Raw genomic sequence first — 16,437 nt, 5'->3', positions numbered from 1 at the left:
AAGGTTGAATAGTCAGTATCACGCTTAAATCATAGCAATGTCGCTAAAACGAAAAAGGCGTCAGTGGATTCGAGGTTGCTTTAAAAGAGGAAGTAATTTCACGTGGTGCTCAGTATAGTAACGATAACTCGATTGGAAGATTTACAAGTGAATTGTATCTGTTTAATCGCACTAATTTGACAGAGATATGTGATTAATAAGGTTACAAATATCGGTTCATGGAGAACCAGAAAAATATGAGCCTGCAATATTACACAGGCTCACGTTTAGACTCATGCTTAGGCTCACGCTTTGATCTAGGTTCAGCGACTACATGCGAGCAAGCTGTACTTTTCTATCTTTATTCACCACACAGAAGTTACCGCGCTTAGTACGACACTTAGAACATCTCTCACACTCTACTGGGCTTCGGTCGCCTTCTTTCCAACGCTTCACTAAATGCGGTTCAGAAAGCAGTGGACGTGAAAGCGCGAAGTACTCAATGCCCGTGTTGTTCGCAATAGCTTCAATGGCATCAAAGTCGGTTAAGCCACCTACCGTAATAACTGGGATGTCTACATCTTGGCTAATTGCGTGACCATATTCGTGAAAATAACCTTCAGCTTGAATGGTGAATCCATCGTAAGATTCGCCAATCATGGTGTCTGCTTTTCCATGAATATTGCCAGAAACCACAATGCCATCAACGCCAATTTCTTCGAGCTTTTTACACACTAAGCGCGTTTCATCAAAGGTCACGCCACCCTCGAAAAATTCAGAAGCAGTCAACTTAATCAAGATAGGGAAACCGTCACCAACTAGTTCGCGAGTTGCCGTGTAGATCTCAAGCAAGAATCTCATGCGATTTTCTAAGCTACCGCCGTATTCATCTTCACGCTGGTTGTAGTAAGGGCTTAAGAACTGATTAATCAGGTAAGTGTGAGCGGCATGAATTTCCACACCATCAAAACCCGATTGTTTTGCTCTTAGTGACGCTTGAGCAAATGCATCAACAATGTAGTCGATCTCGCCTTTGGTCATCGCTTTGCCTAGTGTTTGAGTTCCTTTTTCAGGAACCTCACTTGGTGCAAAGATCACTCGCTCGCCAAGGTCATACGTGGTTTTCGTACCGCCATAAGCCAATTGCATCACGATTTTAGAGTCGTTGTCGTGAACCAGTTGAGTTAGCTTTTTGTATTCCTCGATAAACGAGTCGTTATACATACCCATCATGCCAGCATTCGGCTTCTCTTCTTCAACGATATTGGCGTAACCCGTCACGATCAGGCCGACCTCACCTTGAGCCAACTCTTCATAGATAGCGTAAAGTTTATCTGTCATATGGCCATCTTCTGTTGCCATATTTTCCCACGTCGCGCTTCGCATAAAGCGGTTCTTCAATGTCATAGTGCCGATGCGGGTTTCTGTAAACAAAGTGCTCAAGTCTTATCCTCATTAAATCTTTATTATGTTTGCCCATTTTAAAAGACAAAAGAGAACCACTTCTTTTTCACAAAGTGACTCTCTTTTGTCCATTACTGAATGGGCGTTGATTTATGCGGATAGTACAGAGAATAAGACGAGGAAAACTTAATCTAGATTAAGAGACCAGTACTCTCACATGACAAAGAGATAGAAAGCCGCAAAAAGAGATAAAAAAAATTGGGAAATAGAATAAAAAAAGTCGCTCAGTTTTAATAAGCGACTTTGTTCAATTTTAATCTGGACTAAGTCAATGGTTCTTACGAGAGGTGTCCACCTGCGAATTGCTGCCTGCTAACAGCTATTTAAACTCATAGGTGTAAGATGCACCAACACTGTTGTTCTCTCCAAAATCATCCTCAGCAAAAATTGTGAAGAAATTGAGTGATTGAGCATCACTCAATTTATAACTCGCACCAACGCCAGTCCAATAGCCAGAGTAATCGTCAGAACCCATTGAACCACCACCAAAGCCCATGATAGACCATTCATCGGTTATCGTTTTCAAGCCAAACGCTCCGATATAGCCACCATGTGTCGAGCTCGGCATCAATACATAATCCGAACCCACATTCTCATCATCGAATACGGCTACTTCACCATCGTTGTAGCTGTAACCAGCCATTGGGAAGATTTGCCAACCGAACGGTTCAATATCGAAATAACTCAGTGGTATAAACGTACCAATACTGTAGTTATTCTTATAAGCATCGTTGTCGTATTCTGAACGGCTAAAGTTGAAATTGACGATACCCAATGGTAATAGCCATGAACCGCCTAATCGCCACTCTTCTCCATCAGCGTTAACACGAGCGTTGATCATTCGCGCTTCATCCAGCCCAATAGAGCCCGAAAACTTAAGCTCTTCGTTATAAGCAACGCCTGCTTTGGTTACGATCTTAGTCGGATCATCCGGGTGCTTCTCTTCAGCAAAAGCCCCCATCGACCCGAGCATTGCCGCAGCAACAAGTAATAGATTACGTAATGTCATTAGAAGGTCGCACTAACGCCAACGAAGTGGATACGTCCATCGAAAGAGCCATTGAGCAAGTTACGCCCTTTCGGTCCATCGCGATCCATATCAACCGAACCTAAGTCCGCGTATTCGTAGAACACATCGATCAAGATATCATCCCAATACGTTGAAGCACCTACCGAGTAGCGATATTGTTCGCCTACAGGAAGGTCAACCCATTGCATTGACGGGTCGTCTTGTGGCGAAGTTTCGTAAGAGAAGCCAGCTTTTAAGCGCCAGTCTGAGTTCAATTGATAGTCAGCACCAATTGCAAACTTCCATACGTCATCCCAATCACGTTGTAGAGTTCGACTAATTGGGAAGTCCCCATTTTCGTTGGTACCTAGATCCAAAACAGTATTGTCCCATTGGCTCCAACGATGAAACTGGATGCTTGCCAATAAATCTAATTGAGAATTCAATTCATAGCTTGCACTGACATCAACGAGTTCAGGTACATCAATACCAGTATTCAATGAACGTTTACCGCCAGTTAAGACATTCACATCATTGTTAAATTCGTGCTCTAGTTTCGAGCGGTAACTCGCACCCAGTTTTAATTTCTCTGTTGGTGTATACATTACACCTAGGTTATAACCATAAGCCCAATCAGTGTCTTGCTTGGCTATAAAAAGAGAAGATGACTGTTGTAATGCAGCCCAACTCAATTGAATACCGGCACCAACAGACCATTGGTCATTCAGCTTATAACTCAGTGATGGGTTAACCTGCATTGCGGTCAGAGTAATTTCTTCTAGAAGGGCAGCACCTGCCCAATCACTACCGTAATCTAGGCTTGAGCCACCAACAGCACCAAGTGCTATACCAAGGTGCAGTTGGTCTGTTACTTGATGCGCGTGGAAGGCACCAAATGAAGGAAGAACCGAGTGTCCTTTACCATCACCGCTAGAGTCTTGGTTGTCTTGATATTTCATCTCAAGGTCAAACGCCATGGTATTGATGGTCGTTTTGCTTTCGCCCATGTGAGACATGGTTGCTGGGTTGGTCCACATCGCAGCAGCTGAACGAGAGTAAACACCGTCACCTGCGCCAGTTGTACCAGCATTAGCAATAACAGCTTCTTGTAAAAATAGACCACTTGCGAAAGCATTTAAACTTGTAAAAATTGCGGTGGCAGCTAGCGAGTAAGTAAAAGTTTTGTTCATCAGATGGCTCATTTAGCTTTAGACAATAAATTGCCTTAAGGTTACCGCAAAGCCCTATAAACAATGGGAATACCCGTTATTACTTTACAAACGCTATTTGAACTTTCTAGCGACGTATGGACGCGGTTTGTCTTGATGAATTTCACGTTGAGCAGCAATTGATCTGTTCTTCCTTACGCCAACTTTAATTTGATACCAAGTCTCATAAAATAAGGCAAAACCAGGGCTAGACCACCAAGTTTTGTTGTAGAGCTTTTTATTGGCGGCAACAGCATCTGGCGAACGATTGACGCATTCAAGTGCCAAGGCATAGGCTTCAGAGTAAGGTTCTTCGGCGATTTTAGTCACTAAGCCATAGTCTTTTGCTGTTTCGCAATCGATTACTTTAGCGGTCATCGCCATTTCTAATGTGTGATCTTTACGCATCAGTTCGCGAAATGCGATTGCGCCTCCCATGTCAGGAATCAACCCCCATTTCGCTTCCAATATCGAGAAATTCGCATCAGGGCTAGCAATCCTAAAGTCGCCACCACTGGCTAATTGAAGCCCCCCTCCCCAACAACGCCCGTGAATCGCAAAAATGACAGGGCAAGGGATTTCTCGCCAACCAATAGAAAAATACTGGGCTGCGTTTGGCAACGTCGGTAGCCATTTGAACAAAAGCTTCATCGCCCCAACTTTACTGTTCAATAACGATTTAACATCGAGTCCTGAACAAAAATCCGCACCATTACCTTTCACTATCACAGCGCGAATCTCATTATTTTTTTTGAGCTCTCTGATCATGTTATTGACGCCTTCAAACATCGCCATATCAATAGCATTTAACTTATCTGGACGATTTAATGCCACGGTCGCAATTTGGTTTTCATCGATGGAACAAGTGATACGAGGGAGATCAGTCATGTGGGCTACTCAAATAAGTGGTCAGACCTTTAGGTTATACATTTTATTAACATATGCCAAACTTGCACATTAAGAAGCGAGACCTGTGTTGCTTAACGCCTCTCCCTTACATATACAACATCAATAAAAAAGCAGTGATGGATCGCTCCATTCACTGCTTTTCAATCGTAGTTTTTTTGCCAATAGCTTTGATTGCCAGTAGTTTTGAATACCAATAGCTTTGATAATCAAGGGTTCTCAGTTTTGGTAGAACCTATGTTCTTCGAGATTTCAATAACAAGAAGATGAAATAGCTGCCACCAATAATGGAAACTAAGGTGCCCGCTGCGAGTTGAGCTGGGAACACCAGTACTTGACCTAACCAGTCTGCAAATAGCATGAGAGCAGCACCAATTAAAAACGACAAAATGATCTGCTCTCGAACCAAACGAGCCCCCACCATTGCTGCGATATGCGGAGCTAACAAGCCGACGAACGCGACAGGCCCCATGGTGGTTGTCACGACCGAACATAAGATCGCAACAATACATAACAATGCCACGTAGGCGAGATTGATATTCAACCCTCTGGCACTCGCGAACTGTCGGCCAGTCGCAATTAAGGTCACCCAACGACTCAATAGCAAAGCAGCCCCGATAGAAGCCGCTATCACCATGATCATAAACATTGCCGACTCAGGTTCAACACGATAGGTAGAGCCTGCCAACCAAGCCAATAAAGTGTATTTCCCCTCACCCACTCGCGTTAAAGAGAATTGCACCAAAGCTTCTAGCATTGCGGTGAGCGAGATACCAGTCAGAATTAAAATAGACGGCGCAAACTGGTGCTTCTTGCCAAGAAGTAACAATAAACACAGCGCAATCGCACTGCCCAAAAACGCAACCCACGGGCTCAAGGAGTGAATCGAATATCCCATAAACAGGCTACTGAAAATCAACGCCAGAACTGCACCCGCCGACACACCAAGAATGTCTGGGCTTGCGAGCGGGTTGTAGACCAACCTTTGTAAGATCGCACCTGCCACCGCCAAGCCTCCACCAGCAAATATCGCGGTTAGCATTCTCGGCCAACGAATCGACCATTCAAATGCGTCTGGGATAACAAAGTAGCCCATATCAGAAGAAGGCTGTGAGAGCGTGCTTAATGCCAACAACCCGAAGACCATTGCGCCCAACAAAAAATAAGTCAAAGGTGAAATAAACTTCGGGCCTTTTGGCATCGAGAAAAACAGCTGATCTTGAGCAGACATTTGCTTGCGAGCAATAATGATCAAAGCCGGAGCACCAATCACTGCGGTCGCCGTTCCTGTTGGAATCATGTCCAAAGACCATTGTGCCAAGAAGATAGCCAAGCTGTCGGAGATACAAAGCAGTAACGCACCTAATACGCAGCTTGCGACGAGTTCTGATTTGGCTTTTAGAAAACCTAAATGCCTAGCAATGTTCGGAGCTATCAAACCAATAAAGCTGATCACGCCCACAGAGGTAATCGACACTGACACCAACCAAACGCCAACCGCCATCAATACAAAGAATGTTGCGCCAATATTGAGCCCGCGTGCTGCTGCCCCTTCAGTGCCAATCGAAAGTAAAGTCAGGACTCTTGGCGCCAATAAGAAGATGGCAAAGATCGGAAGTAGCTTAGGCATCAGCCAAATTACTTGTTCCCAACCGTTCTGTCCTAGATCACCCGCTCCCCATACAAACAAGTTCTGTGCGTACTGGTCGTTAAGCAGGATAATTGCTGTCGCAAATGCCCCTAGCAACAAGTTGACCGCCATGCCCGCCAAAACAATTGGCAAGCCGTTCATGTTTTTGATTCCGACAATCGAAACAATCAGCCCCATCGCGAGCAGTGCACCGATCAGAGCGAACCAAACTGAATACTGAGCAACCAACATCGGCGCAACCACATTCAGAATAACCAGACCAAGCCATGCTCCTGACGATGTACCTAAGGTTAGCGGCGACATCATGCGATTTTGTGTTAGTTGTTGAAACAGGCTACCGATGGTGCCGATTGTTCCGCCGACCAAAATTGCCATAACTAAACGAGGTAAGTTGACATAGATTAACGCCATCAACTCGAATGAATCATCAACCATTGAGTAGAATGTCGCGCTGTCACTGATCGGTGAGACTTGCTTGAACAACTCACCAATAGGGCCAAATTCAGACTGCCCTAACCATAAATGAGCAAGGGCAGCGAAAAACAGCGCTGCCCCCATCATAAAACCACTGGATTTCATTACTGCTCCGCTAACGTCAACAACGATTGCGCCATAGCTTCTGCGTTATACAAAATCGACATTGCCCCACCGTAACTCCAACTTGCCGCTACTGGGCTAAATTGGCCATTGCGAACAAAAGGCATGCTCTTCCAAACCGGAGATCGGTCTAACTTGTCTTGATATGGAAAAGGTTCAAAGTAAAGCGCAATGCCCTTCTTTACGTTCTTGAGCTCTGTCATTCGTTTTTGACTGATGCCCCACTGGCTCGCAGGAAGATCCATCGCATTTTCAAAGCCTAGCTGTTCAAGTGCGTATTGTGGTATCGAATTCTCACCATAAATGAACACCGATGTAGTACTCGCAAAACGGAAAGAGGTGACTTTTGGCTTGTCGCTCGGATACGCTTTGTCTAGTTCAGCCTTAAGAACAGCGATACGTTCATCCATTGCGGCCAATTTTTGGTTCGCTTGGTCTTCTTTGCCAAGTAACTGGCCAATCTTCTTGAAATTCTCGATAGCAGCCGCTGCATTATTGTGCTGTTCGCTGTACGTTTGGTAGAAAAGCACGGGCGCGATTTCAGAAAGTCGTTCCTGAAGATCTTTCTGCGGTGAAGCGATGAGAATCACATCAGGGTTTAGCTTCTTCAAAGCAGAAAAATTGGGCTCAGTTCGAGTGCCAATGTCCGCCACGCCTTCTGGGATCGCAGGTTGAACAACCCAATCGGTATAACCTGCAATATCAGGGACCGCGACTGGCGTAACACCGAGTTCAATCACTTGTTCAGCAATATCCCAGTTTAACGCAGCCACTCTAACGGGCTGAGCTTCAAGGGTTTTAACTCCCTCGCTGTCTTCAACTTGGTAATCGGCCATCGCATTAAACGATAAAGCGCTCGCTAATACGGATACCACCAGCTTTGTATTCAAGCACTTTACTTTAGAAACATGGGAAGCTATTCGTTGTAAATTCATATTGTTGCCTACTCAATCTAGATTCTATATTTATTCAAACGACAAAAGCAGCCCAGTAAAGGCTGCTTTAAATTGATAACCCTAACTTAGTTAGAATTCGTAATTAACATTAAATTCTACAGTTTGCTCTTGACCGTACCAGCAATAGCTCTCATTCCAACAAGTGTAATACTCTTCATTGAATATGTTATTTGCAACGACATTCGCTGTTGCGTTCTTAAGCGAGCTGTTAACCTCGCCTAAGTCATAACCTAGAGACAAATCAACTAAAGTATATGATGGTACTTGGCCTTTATTTTTGTCTGACGTATCGTTTAGAACCGTTTCTCCCACATAACGCACGCCACCACCAACTCTAAGACCACTCATTGCACCACTACGTACAAAGTAGTTAGCCCAAACATTTGCAGTATGATCTGGCACAAATACTGGTGTTTGTCCGATATTTGATGCATTTCTATCTTCAGTAATTTCCATATCTGTGTATGTGTAGTTCGCTAACACATCCAAGTTTTCAGTGACTTGTGCTCGTCCTTCCAACTCAATACCTTGTGAGCGAATCTCACCAACTGAAGTCCATGGTGAAGCTCCATCAGGACGAACTCCAACATTTTTCTTATTCACTTGGAACAGAGCCATCGAACCTGAAATCATATTCTCATATGAGTCATACTTAAGACCAAACTCGACTTGTTCACCGGTTTCAGGATCTAAGTTATTACCGTTAGTATCTAACTTTACACTCGGTTCAAAACTGGTAGCAAAATTAGCAAATGGCGATAAACCGTTATCAAATTTGTACAAAGCGCCTAAGCGGTATGAGAAGTTAGTATCATCAGTATCCGTTTTGCTTGGTGCACCACCCAATACTGATACTTTTGTCGTTGTTTCGACTTTGTCAAAACGACCACCAGCAATGAACACCCAATTATCAATCAACATCTGATCTTGGAAATAGAATCCAAGCTGACTCACTTCAATGTCGTTATTTTGATAATACGTTTTTGTAAAATCATTCGGATTCAGCTTATTGTTATTTGGATTGTAAAGGTTGATGCTATCAACACCTGAGAAAGCGTCGTAGGCTACATCACCCTCTATGTTTCGATAATCCACACCAAAAAGTAAATAGTGATCCAATGAGCCAGTGGACACTAAGCCCGATAGTTGGTTATCAACACTAATGCCAGAAGAACTTTCATCGGTACTATATGCCGAACGAGCCAATGAGCCAGTTGAAGCGTCAAAATTGCCACTGGCGGTACTTTCTTGATAAAAGTCCGTTTTCATATAACGGAAATTCTGAAGAAATGCCCAATTTGAGTTGAAATCATGGTTAAACTTATAGCCAGTAACCAAGAAATCACGCTTGATAGTGTTGTAATTAACATCTCCAGCAAATGTCGACGGTGAGATTTTTCCTGATTCAATCGCCGCTAGTGGTAGTGTCACGTTCTGACCTAGTGCAGGGTCATTCTGATAATAAAGATTGAAGTTAACAAAGGTTTTATCAGACACATACCAATCGATTGATGGCGCAATCACATAGCGCTCTTCCTCGACACCGTCTACTTGCGTGTCTTTCTTACGACCCAAAGCAACCAAGCGATAAGCAACGTTGTCACTCAAAGCACCGGTTGTATCAATTGAAGCTTCAACTAAGTTATCTAAACCCGTTGCTAAGCCAATTTTCGTAGACTCTTCGAACTTAGGCGCTTTTGCAATGATATTAACCATGCCTCCTGGTGGCATTGATCCGTAAAGAACCGATGTTGGACCTTTAAAGATTTCCAAACGCTCCATCGCAATAGGGTCAATCTGAGGTTGTACGTTCCATCCGGGAAGGATTGGCAACATCATTCCGTCATAATAGTTATTCGTAGAGTCAAAACCGCGAATTTTAACCCAATCACTAAGAACCACTGCACCACCTTTATTCTCGGTTGATACACCTGGTGCATAACGAAGAGCTTGCATTACAGACTTAACACCACGTTGTTCCATCTGTTCGCTTTCGATAACGTTAAGTGTTTGCGGCGTTTCTCCTGGCGCTAAAACGGTTTTCGTTGCTGTATTACGGTAGGCTTTACCCATAACAGTAATAGTTTCTAAATTCGAATCTGCCGAAGTAACGGTATCTTCCGCGAATGCTTGCGCTGAAAACGCAGTCAGCAACGCGACTGCCAATGATGAATACTTAAAACGAGTGTGAGTGGTCATGATTCCCTCGGTACCAATGCTTGATTGTAAATAATAATAAATCTCATTTGCATTGTATGTATCTAGAGATGGGATAATTAACAATTTGGTGCAAGTTCAAAAAGAACTTGGCCTATTTTGAGTAAAACCAGGTCAATTGCTGATTAAACACACAATTGATCTAGTCACATTTGGCCGAGTAGCCTTTGACCTTGCAGTAAAAGGCTTTTGAGAAGGGGGGAGAAAGTCGGAGAGCTGAAATATGACTACGATTTAATAATAGGAACCCAGTACTCCATTTCCGCATCAGAAGCATGAGCTTGATAGCCAAATGGGTACATCTCAAGTTCATAACCATCAACGCCACGATAACCTGAATTTGGAAGCCAATTAAGCACAAACCAACTTAGAGTATGGGGTAGATGCTCTATAGGGCCACAGTGCTTCACTACAGCATAGGTTTGCTTCGGAATCGTCAGCACCTCTAACTTATCCGAGATAATACTAGGCAACAGTGGAATAGAAATGCCCTCATGGAGTTCAACCCCCGCCCAGTAGTGAATATTGGTTCCGTCAAAGCAAGACTGAGTTAGGTCAACAACACCAATGAACTGGAGCATGTTGGCGTCAGGGATTTCAACTTCACCTTCTAAACGTGACCATAGCTGAGGGACTTTCTGTGCGAAGTCTTGTGTGAGTGAAAATAAGCCACTGATTTCTGATGTCATACCTTTCACTAAGAAAGACTCTCTTTCATCAATGCGCACTTCCACAAAGCTTAACGCCTTCTTTTCTGAATTACTCGCTGTTTCAGACACTTGTATCGGCTTTCTTAGCCCGACTCTTTTGCCTGCCTTCCTATACTGACTTGGGCTTACTCCAAACATTTGCTTAAACGAACGGCTAAAGCTTATTTCTGAATTGAACCCGAGACCGAGCGCAATATCGATAACGCGTTCTTTTCCATCAAGCAGCTCTTCTGCAGCCTGGCTTAACTTTAGCTCTCTCACATAGTTAGCCACGGTAAGCCCTGTTTCGGCTTGAAACACTCTCTGCAGTTGCCAGCGAGACCAACAGCTTTGCTTTGCAATATCTTCTAGAGATAACGCAGAACTAAGGTTCGCATGGATATAAGCCAAAACGCGGCTGATACGGTCAAATGCAGGTGTGTTCATATTCAAGCTTTCATATTCTCGGTGGCGGCTAAGGCGTGTTGACCTTTCGGGGTTGAATAAAGCTCAACACGATCTAAAACATATTGGTTTCAACAATACTTTTATCACTTAAAGTGGCTTTTATCACTTAAAAAAACACAGCCTACTCACACTTTATAAATATCAAAAACGGTAAAAGCACCGAATAGATGCTCCATTTTGTATGGTTATCCTCGATTATGTTCGTTATGATAACGCAACTAATTCTCATTTATTGATTTAAGATGCTTCCCCAACTGCACAATATGATCACCCGTCGGAAAGCCCCGTCTCTACATCAAAAAATCTTCGCTTACTCAAAACAAGTGACCCCTTATTTAAGCGGAAGCTTTGGTGCACTGAATAGCAAGAGCATTGCTGTAACAAATGAGGATAGCCATAAAGAACTCAAACGGGTTTACGATGGTCTTTCGCAAAGTCACCCAGAGGCAGGCAAAGCGTATTGGTTAACGCGAACCTGGGATCTCGTGTGTTGGCAACCTATCTATGTGACTTTCATTTCTATCTATGGGCTTCATTCATTGCCCGATATCAAGAATATCGGTCAATTTAGATACAAAGAGTTCATTACTGGTTACCGCTTCTTTAATGGTGATCATCAACATGGTTCACCAGAAGAGCTGATTCCAGATGCTGGTGAAGCCATTCTTGCACTGACTGAGTTTTATCGAAGCCAGATCAGTGAATGGACACGTATTCGCCCAGGGTTTACCAATCATTTATTGGCCGATCTATTGTTAGGCAGTTTGATAAAACTTCAGCAACACGAACCAAGCCTGACCAACGATTACATTACTGCGCAAGCAAAGCTTTGGTTAGAAGCATGCCAGTTACCTGAAAATCATTTAGACAGCCTTAAAGTGGATTCTAATTCGGGGATGTTAAAACTGATCAGAATCAGCTGCTGTTTGGTTTATAAGTGTGATTCAAGAAAGTACTGCGACGATTGCCCTAGGCATCCTGACAACAAAAAAGTCGCTTAGTCACACCATTGATTAAAGCCCAATATGACAAGCCTTCTCCATTGAGCTTCGCTACTGACCTAATTACAGGACTGACATGTTTCAGCTTTCAAACATCAAAATAGTTCGTGATAACCGAACCATTCTCTCAATCGAAGACCTCGCGATTCCGACTAATGAACTGACTGTCATTCTTGGCCATAATGGTTCGGGTAAATCTACACTCGTTAATTTACTCTCAGGGCAGATGTCGCCGGATCACGGCAGCGTGGAACTAGACGGCGCTTCCCTCTCTTCATTCAAAAGCAAAGAGTTAGCGAAAAAAATTGCTTATCTACCGCAGAAGCTCCCGGCTTCTGCAGGCTTAACAGTCGAAGAACTGGTTCGGTTAGGACGTTTCCCTTGGAGAGGCGCATTAGGTCGTTGGAACTCTGAAGACAAATCGATTATCCAACAAGCAATGGAAAGAACCGGTGTCACTGAATTCTCACAAGCCTTGGCGGATGATTTATCTGGAGGAGAACGTCAACGTGCGTGGGTATCAATGTTGTTGGCTCAGCAGTCCCCGGTACTGATCCTTGATGAACCGACATCGGCACTCGATGTGCATCACCAGTTTCAACTAATGGGCTTACTGTCTGAACTCAACAAAACGGAAAACGTTGGGGTGATCGTAATTTTGCACGATTTGAATCTAGCACTGCGTTACGCGACACACATCGTCGCCCTGAAAAAAGGTCAGATTGCTTTTGAAGGCAGCGCGGATAAGTTGCTTGATGAACAAGCGCTATCGACTTTGTATGAGTCTGCGATTCGACTGATCGATCATCCAGCTCCAGCAAATACTGCAGCGAGTGAGAAGGTTGCCGTCGTCTGTGAATAGTTCGGGCATTTCAGTTTAAGTCCAAGCGATAAACTCTAAGCTCTAAGCTCTAAGCTCTAAGCATAAAGAAAGCCATTGAAACCATAGAACTTCAATGGCCTTTTCGTTTTTCACTCGCTAGCTAGCTAAATAATTAACCAAATAACTAACTCAGCTGCGACTCTCTCGCTTCTTGGCTACTGAAACCACGTAAAATATTAAACAGGGTAATCAGTGTGAACAACATGATGACAAGCGACAAATGCCACGCTTCTCCTAGCCCTAATTGAACTAGCCCCATACTCACCATTGAAGACACCACCATCTGCCCTCCGCCAGACATCGCTGCCGCCGCGCCAGCGTTCTTCTTATAAGGCAACATTACCAAGGCCTGAGCACAAGGCAACGCAATACCATTACCAAGAATCATCAAGAACTGGCCAAGCATGAGATACAAAGGCTCAAGTGGGCAAAAGAAAAGCCACAACGCCGCAGAGATATGCAATACAGGGGTACATAACAGAGTTTTCTTGTTACCCAACATAGGGCGAATACGGTTACATAAACTTGTTCCGCCCAGCATACCTAACGCAGGAATCACCGCCCACATTGCGTATTCATCAGACGTCATGCCAATCTGGTTTTGCATGATAAATGGCATCACTGATACGGTGGTGATCATCAAGCTAAAGTTAAGCCAACCGATACTCGCAAAACTCATAAAATAACGCGAAGTGAGTAACTCTTTGTATTGAGAAACCATTTTCTTTGGCGAAGGGATAGCCGAAACCTGAGTGACGGTTTCCTTAAATTTGAACGCCAACACCACCCAAGCTAATGAGACATAGCCAAGTAGCGAGATAAACACCATGCTCCAGCCAAAGTGGAAGTTAATAAACCCACCGATAACCGGTGCGATCAAAGGGGTAATAGACGCAACTATCGCAATATAAGACATCGCCAAAGGCAAGTCAGCGCCGTTAAATCTATCCCGCGTGGAAGCACGAGCAAGTACAGCGCAACAGCCAGTCCCTAAGCCTTGCAGGAATCTCCCCATCACCATGCTAGTAAATGAATGGCTAAAGAAGATGATCATCAATAACCCAAGCATGGCAATCAACAAACCACTTAACAGTACCTTCTTACGCCCGAGAGCATCGGAAATAGGACCATAAATGAACTGGGAAGGCCCAAAACCTAATAGATAGACACTCACTAAGAGCTGAGCTTGCTCTAGCGAAACATCAAAGTCTTTCGCGATCCAAGGTAATGATGGAAATACCAACCCCATACTGAGTTGGCCGATGCTGATGACCAAACACGCAAGTAAGATCGATTTAAAATCGAATCGACGACTCATCATTTAATACGTCCGTTCGAAGGAAAAACGTGCGTATCTAACTCACAACATAAAAACAGAGAAAATAGCGGAAACGCTGCTGGCGAGTTGTTCATAATGCTCCGACTGGATCAAATAGAGAAAGGCACAGTAAACATACTTGAGCTTGTATAATCATACAATAGACGTTCAACTAAATATGTGAATAGTCACTTTTCAGTAACCTCAACTTTCCGCCTATCGACCACAGGCGCTAGACTAACACTAGACGCTCATAATCAAGGGACTTAAATGAACACTCATCATCGTATTCTTTCCTGTGCTTTGGCACTCATCGTATCAGGTCCAATTGCTTCAACCTCAGTTTTTGCATGGCAGGCAGAGAAGATCACCGACGGACTCGTGATCCCTTGGGGGTTGGCTTATATCAACGACAACTCCATGCTAGTAACAGAAAAATCAGGCGTCATTAAACAGGTTGATTTAAAGACGGGCGATCAAAGCACACTGTTCAGGCTGCCCAATGTTTGGGCGAAAGGCCAAGGTGGCCTGTTGGATATCGCGCTCTCCCCTTTTGAACTTGGGAAATTCTATGTCACTTACAGTAAAAACGTCGATGGCGAAGGCGTAACAACACTCGCTTCTGCCAGTTACACGAACGGTGAAGTGTCTAACTGGCAAGATGTGTTTGTGTCTAAATCTAGAACAGATACAGGCCGTCACTTCGGTAGCCGTATCACCTTTGATGAGAGCCATCTGTATTTTTCAATCGGCGATCGTGGTGACCGCGACAACGGCCAAGACACCATGACTCACGCAGGCTCAATATTGCGATTAAATACCGATGGAAGCACGCCAAGCGACAACCCGTTCGTGGACAACAACAAGGTGCTCAATGAGATTTGGAGCTATGGCCATCGTAACCCACAAGGCTTGTATTACGACTTCCCAACCCAGAAGCTGTGGTCGATTGAACATGGTCCGCGAGGCGGTGACGAAATCAACCTAATTAAAGCAGATGCCAACTACGGGTGGCCTGTCACATCACACGGAAAAGAGTATTGGGGCCCAATTAGCGTAGGCGAGTCTGAAACTAAGGATGGCATTGAAGCGCCTAAAAAAGTCTACGTTCCTTCAATTGCTCCGGGGAGCTTGATTGTTTACCAAGGGGATAAATACCCAGAGTTGAAAGGAAAGCTGCTGGCTGGCGCACTTAAGCTTACTCACATTAATATTGTGACAGTCAATGAACAAGGTGAGGCAATTAAAGAGGAACGTATTTTAGAAGATTTAGGCGAGAGGATAAGAGACATTGAAACTTCACCAAGCGGCGACATCTTTTTCAGTACCGATAATGGCAACTTGTATCGCTTGAAAAAGTAGTCAAAACCTCGTTCCAATAGACACATGATGCTTACCGTGAGATTTATAAATATAAGCCGTTAAAATTGGAGCCAGGCACCCAATTAGCGGCTTAATAATTTGGAAAATAAATGTGCCAAAACAGTGCAATTACTCCAAATTCGTCATCAATTTCGACCACCTTTTTCACAAAAACTACAACAAATCACCATACAACTGTAACTCCATGATATTTAAGGAATGCAAAGTTTGACTACCCCCAAGTTTCTGCAACCTTTCACTATGGATTCGATTGACTATCCCCTAATTTGATTTAGACTTCATCTCGGCTAGAAAGAAAGTTCTTTGTATATAAACATTTCGTTGGATTACTAGTAACCCCGTTGTGTTGTACGCAATAGCAATAAACTTTTCCGCGCTATCAGTGCCACAATTGGCTCAAAATAAAAATTTAATTTTAGGATATCATCATGTCTAACACAGTTACTGGTAAAGTAAAATGGTTCAACGAAACTAAAGGCTTCGGCTTCATCGAGCAAGAAAACGGCCCAGACGTATTTGCACACTTCTCTGCAATCACAGGCGACGGTTTCAAAACTCTTGCTGAAGGCCAACAAGTTGAGTTCACTGTATCTCAAGGTCAAAAAGGCCCACAAGCTGACAGCATCAAAGTACTTTAATTTAGTATTTTAAAGCTTTCTAAAAATAGCCAGCCTCTGCTGGCTATTTTTTTACCCGCTATTCAGAGAT

Annotated in this window: 13 protein-coding genes; 4 read left to right on the top strand and 9 right to left on the bottom strand. The window is 43.8% G+C overall.

The genetic code is table 11. The features are described 5' to 3' along the window. Positions 1–309: 309 nt before the first annotated feature. The 8 genes from OCV44_RS19515 to OCV44_RS19480 all read right to left on the bottom strand — a co-directional run bounded on the left by OCV44_RS19515 (position 310) and on the right by OCV44_RS19480 (position 11,123). Positions 310–1,365, bottom strand: coding sequence for an NADH:flavin oxidoreductase (locus tag OCV44_RS19515; RefSeq protein ID WP_246091794.1), 1,056 nt, complete (start codon positions 1,363–1,365; stop codon positions 310–312). A gap of 397 nt (positions 1,366–1,762) precedes the next feature. Continuing rightward, positions 1,763–2,452 carry a hypothetical protein gene (locus OCV44_RS19510; protein WP_139685540.1) on the bottom strand — a complete coding sequence of 230 codons (690 nt, stop codon included), beginning with the start codon at positions 2,450–2,452 and terminating at the stop codon, positions 1,763–1,765. Next, complete coding sequence (locus tag OCV44_RS19505) at positions 2,452–3,642, bottom strand: OmpP1/FadL family transporter (protein ID WP_139685539.1); 1,191 nt, start codon at positions 3,640–3,642, stop codon at positions 2,452–2,454. Before OCV44_RS19505 ends, OCV44_RS19510 begins: the two co-directional genes overlap by 1 nt. A 93-nt stretch (positions 3,643–3,735) precedes the next feature. After that, on the bottom strand, positions 3,736–4,548 hold the full coding sequence (locus OCV44_RS19500) for a crotonase/enoyl-CoA hydratase family protein (RefSeq protein WP_139685538.1): 813 nt from the start codon (positions 4,546–4,548) through the stop codon (positions 3,736–3,738). Between the two features lie 253 nt (positions 4,549–4,801). After that, positions 4,802–6,796: a Fe(3+)-hydroxamate ABC transporter permease FhuB gene (fhuB, locus tag OCV44_RS19495; protein WP_139685537.1), complete on the bottom strand. Its 1,995-nt coding sequence runs from the start codon at positions 6,794–6,796 to the stop codon at positions 4,802–4,804. Continuing rightward, complete coding sequence (locus OCV44_RS19490; RefSeq protein ID WP_139685536.1) at positions 6,796–7,749, bottom strand: iron-siderophore ABC transporter substrate-binding protein; 954 nt, start codon at positions 7,747–7,749, stop codon at positions 6,796–6,798. Before OCV44_RS19490 ends, fhuB begins: the two co-directional genes overlap by 1 nt. 90 nt (positions 7,750–7,839) lie before the next feature. Continuing rightward, positions 7,840–9,969 (bottom strand): TonB-dependent siderophore receptor, encoded by a 2,130-nt coding sequence (locus tag OCV44_RS19485; RefSeq protein ID WP_139685535.1) that lies wholly within the window; start codon positions 9,967–9,969, stop codon positions 7,840–7,842. A 245-nt stretch (positions 9,970–10,214) separates the two neighbouring features. Further along, positions 10,215–11,123 carry an AraC family transcriptional regulator gene (locus OCV44_RS19480; RefSeq protein WP_139685534.1) on the bottom strand — a complete coding sequence of 303 codons (909 nt, stop codon included), beginning with the start codon at positions 11,121–11,123 and terminating at the stop codon, positions 10,215–10,217. Between the two features lie 263 nt (positions 11,124–11,386). Here OCV44_RS19480 and OCV44_RS19475 point away from each other — a divergent pair, with 263 nt between their 5' ends. Both OCV44_RS19475 and OCV44_RS19470 read left to right on the top strand, forming a co-directional pair. After that, a complete protein-coding gene (locus OCV44_RS19475) occupies positions 11,387–12,145 on the top strand; it encodes a siderophore ferric iron reductase (protein WP_139685533.1) in 759 nt (252 codons plus the stop codon). Positions 12,146–12,221: 76 nt separating this feature from the next. Further along, positions 12,222–13,007: an ABC transporter ATP-binding protein gene (locus OCV44_RS19470; protein WP_139685532.1), complete on the top strand. Its 786-nt coding sequence runs from the start codon at positions 12,222–12,224 to the stop codon at positions 13,005–13,007. A gap of 145 nt (positions 13,008–13,152) precedes the next feature. Here OCV44_RS19470 and OCV44_RS19465 read toward each other — a convergent pair whose 3' ends face one another. Next, positions 13,153–14,346: a multidrug effflux MFS transporter gene (locus tag OCV44_RS19465; protein ID WP_139685565.1), complete on the bottom strand. Its 1,194-nt coding sequence runs from the start codon at positions 14,344–14,346 to the stop codon at positions 13,153–13,155. Between the two features lie 270 nt (positions 14,347–14,616). Here OCV44_RS19465 and OCV44_RS19460 point away from each other — a divergent pair, with 270 nt between their 5' ends. After that, positions 14,617–15,708 carry a PQQ-dependent sugar dehydrogenase gene (locus OCV44_RS19460; protein WP_139685531.1) on the top strand — a complete coding sequence of 364 codons (1,092 nt, stop codon included), beginning with the start codon at positions 14,617–14,619 and terminating at the stop codon, positions 15,706–15,708. 449 nt (positions 15,709–16,157) lie between these two features. Further along, a complete protein-coding gene (locus OCV44_RS19455; protein WP_004731543.1) occupies positions 16,158–16,367 on the top strand; it encodes a cold-shock protein in 210 nt (69 codons plus the stop codon). Positions 16,368–16,437: the final 70 nt, after the last annotated feature.

It is taken from the genome of Vibrio tasmaniensis (assembly GCF_024347635.1).
GTDB lineage: Bacteria > Pseudomonadota > Gammaproteobacteria > Enterobacterales > Vibrionaceae > Vibrio > Vibrio tasmaniensis.
This window is presented reverse-complemented; position numbering and strand designations above follow the sequence as displayed.

What these genes read in the sequence shown, in the direction of transcription:
- OCV44_RS19515 (WP_246091794.1), bottom strand. Translation starts at nt 1,365, where the DNA reads ATGCGAAGCGCGACGTGGGAAAATATGGCAACAGAAGATGGCCATATG.
- OCV44_RS19510 (WP_139685540.1), bottom strand. Translation starts at nt 2,452, where the DNA reads ATGACATTACGTAATCTATTACTTGTTGCTGCGGCAATGCTCGGGTCG.
- OCV44_RS19505 (WP_139685539.1), bottom strand. Translation starts at nt 3,642, where the DNA reads ATGAACAAAACTTTTACTTACTCGCTAGCTGCCACCGCAATTTTTACA.
- OCV44_RS19500 (WP_139685538.1), bottom strand. Translation starts at nt 4,548, where the DNA reads ATGACTGATCTCCCTCGTATCACTTGTTCCATCGATGAAAACCAAATT.
- fhuB (WP_139685537.1), bottom strand. Translation starts at nt 6,796, where the DNA reads ATGAAATCCAGTGGTTTTATGATGGGGGCAGCGCTGTTTTTCGCTGCC.
- OCV44_RS19490 (WP_139685536.1), bottom strand. Translation starts at nt 7,749, where the DNA reads ATGAATTTACAACGAATAGCTTCCCATGTTTCTAAAGTAAAGTGCTTG.
- OCV44_RS19485 (WP_139685535.1), bottom strand. Translation starts at nt 9,969, where the DNA reads ATGACCACTCACACTCGTTTTAAGTATTCATCATTGGCAGTCGCGTTG.
- OCV44_RS19480 (WP_139685534.1), bottom strand. Translation starts at nt 11,123, where the DNA reads ATGAACACACCTGCATTTGACCGTATCAGCCGCGTTTTGGCTTATATC.
- OCV44_RS19475 (WP_139685533.1), top strand. Translation starts at nt 11,387, where the DNA reads ATGCTTCCCCAACTGCACAATATGATCACCCGTCGGAAAGCCCCGTCT.
- OCV44_RS19470 (WP_139685532.1), top strand. Translation starts at nt 12,222, where the DNA reads ATGTTTCAGCTTTCAAACATCAAAATAGTTCGTGATAACCGAACCATT.
- OCV44_RS19465 (WP_139685565.1), bottom strand. Translation starts at nt 14,346, where the DNA reads ATGAGTCGTCGATTCGATTTTAAATCGATCTTACTTGCGTGTTTGGTC.
- OCV44_RS19460 (WP_139685531.1), top strand. Translation starts at nt 14,617, where the DNA reads ATGAACACTCATCATCGTATTCTTTCCTGTGCTTTGGCACTCATCGTA.
- OCV44_RS19455 (WP_004731543.1), top strand. Translation starts at nt 16,158, where the DNA reads ATGTCTAACACAGTTACTGGTAAAGTAAAATGGTTCAACGAAACTAAA.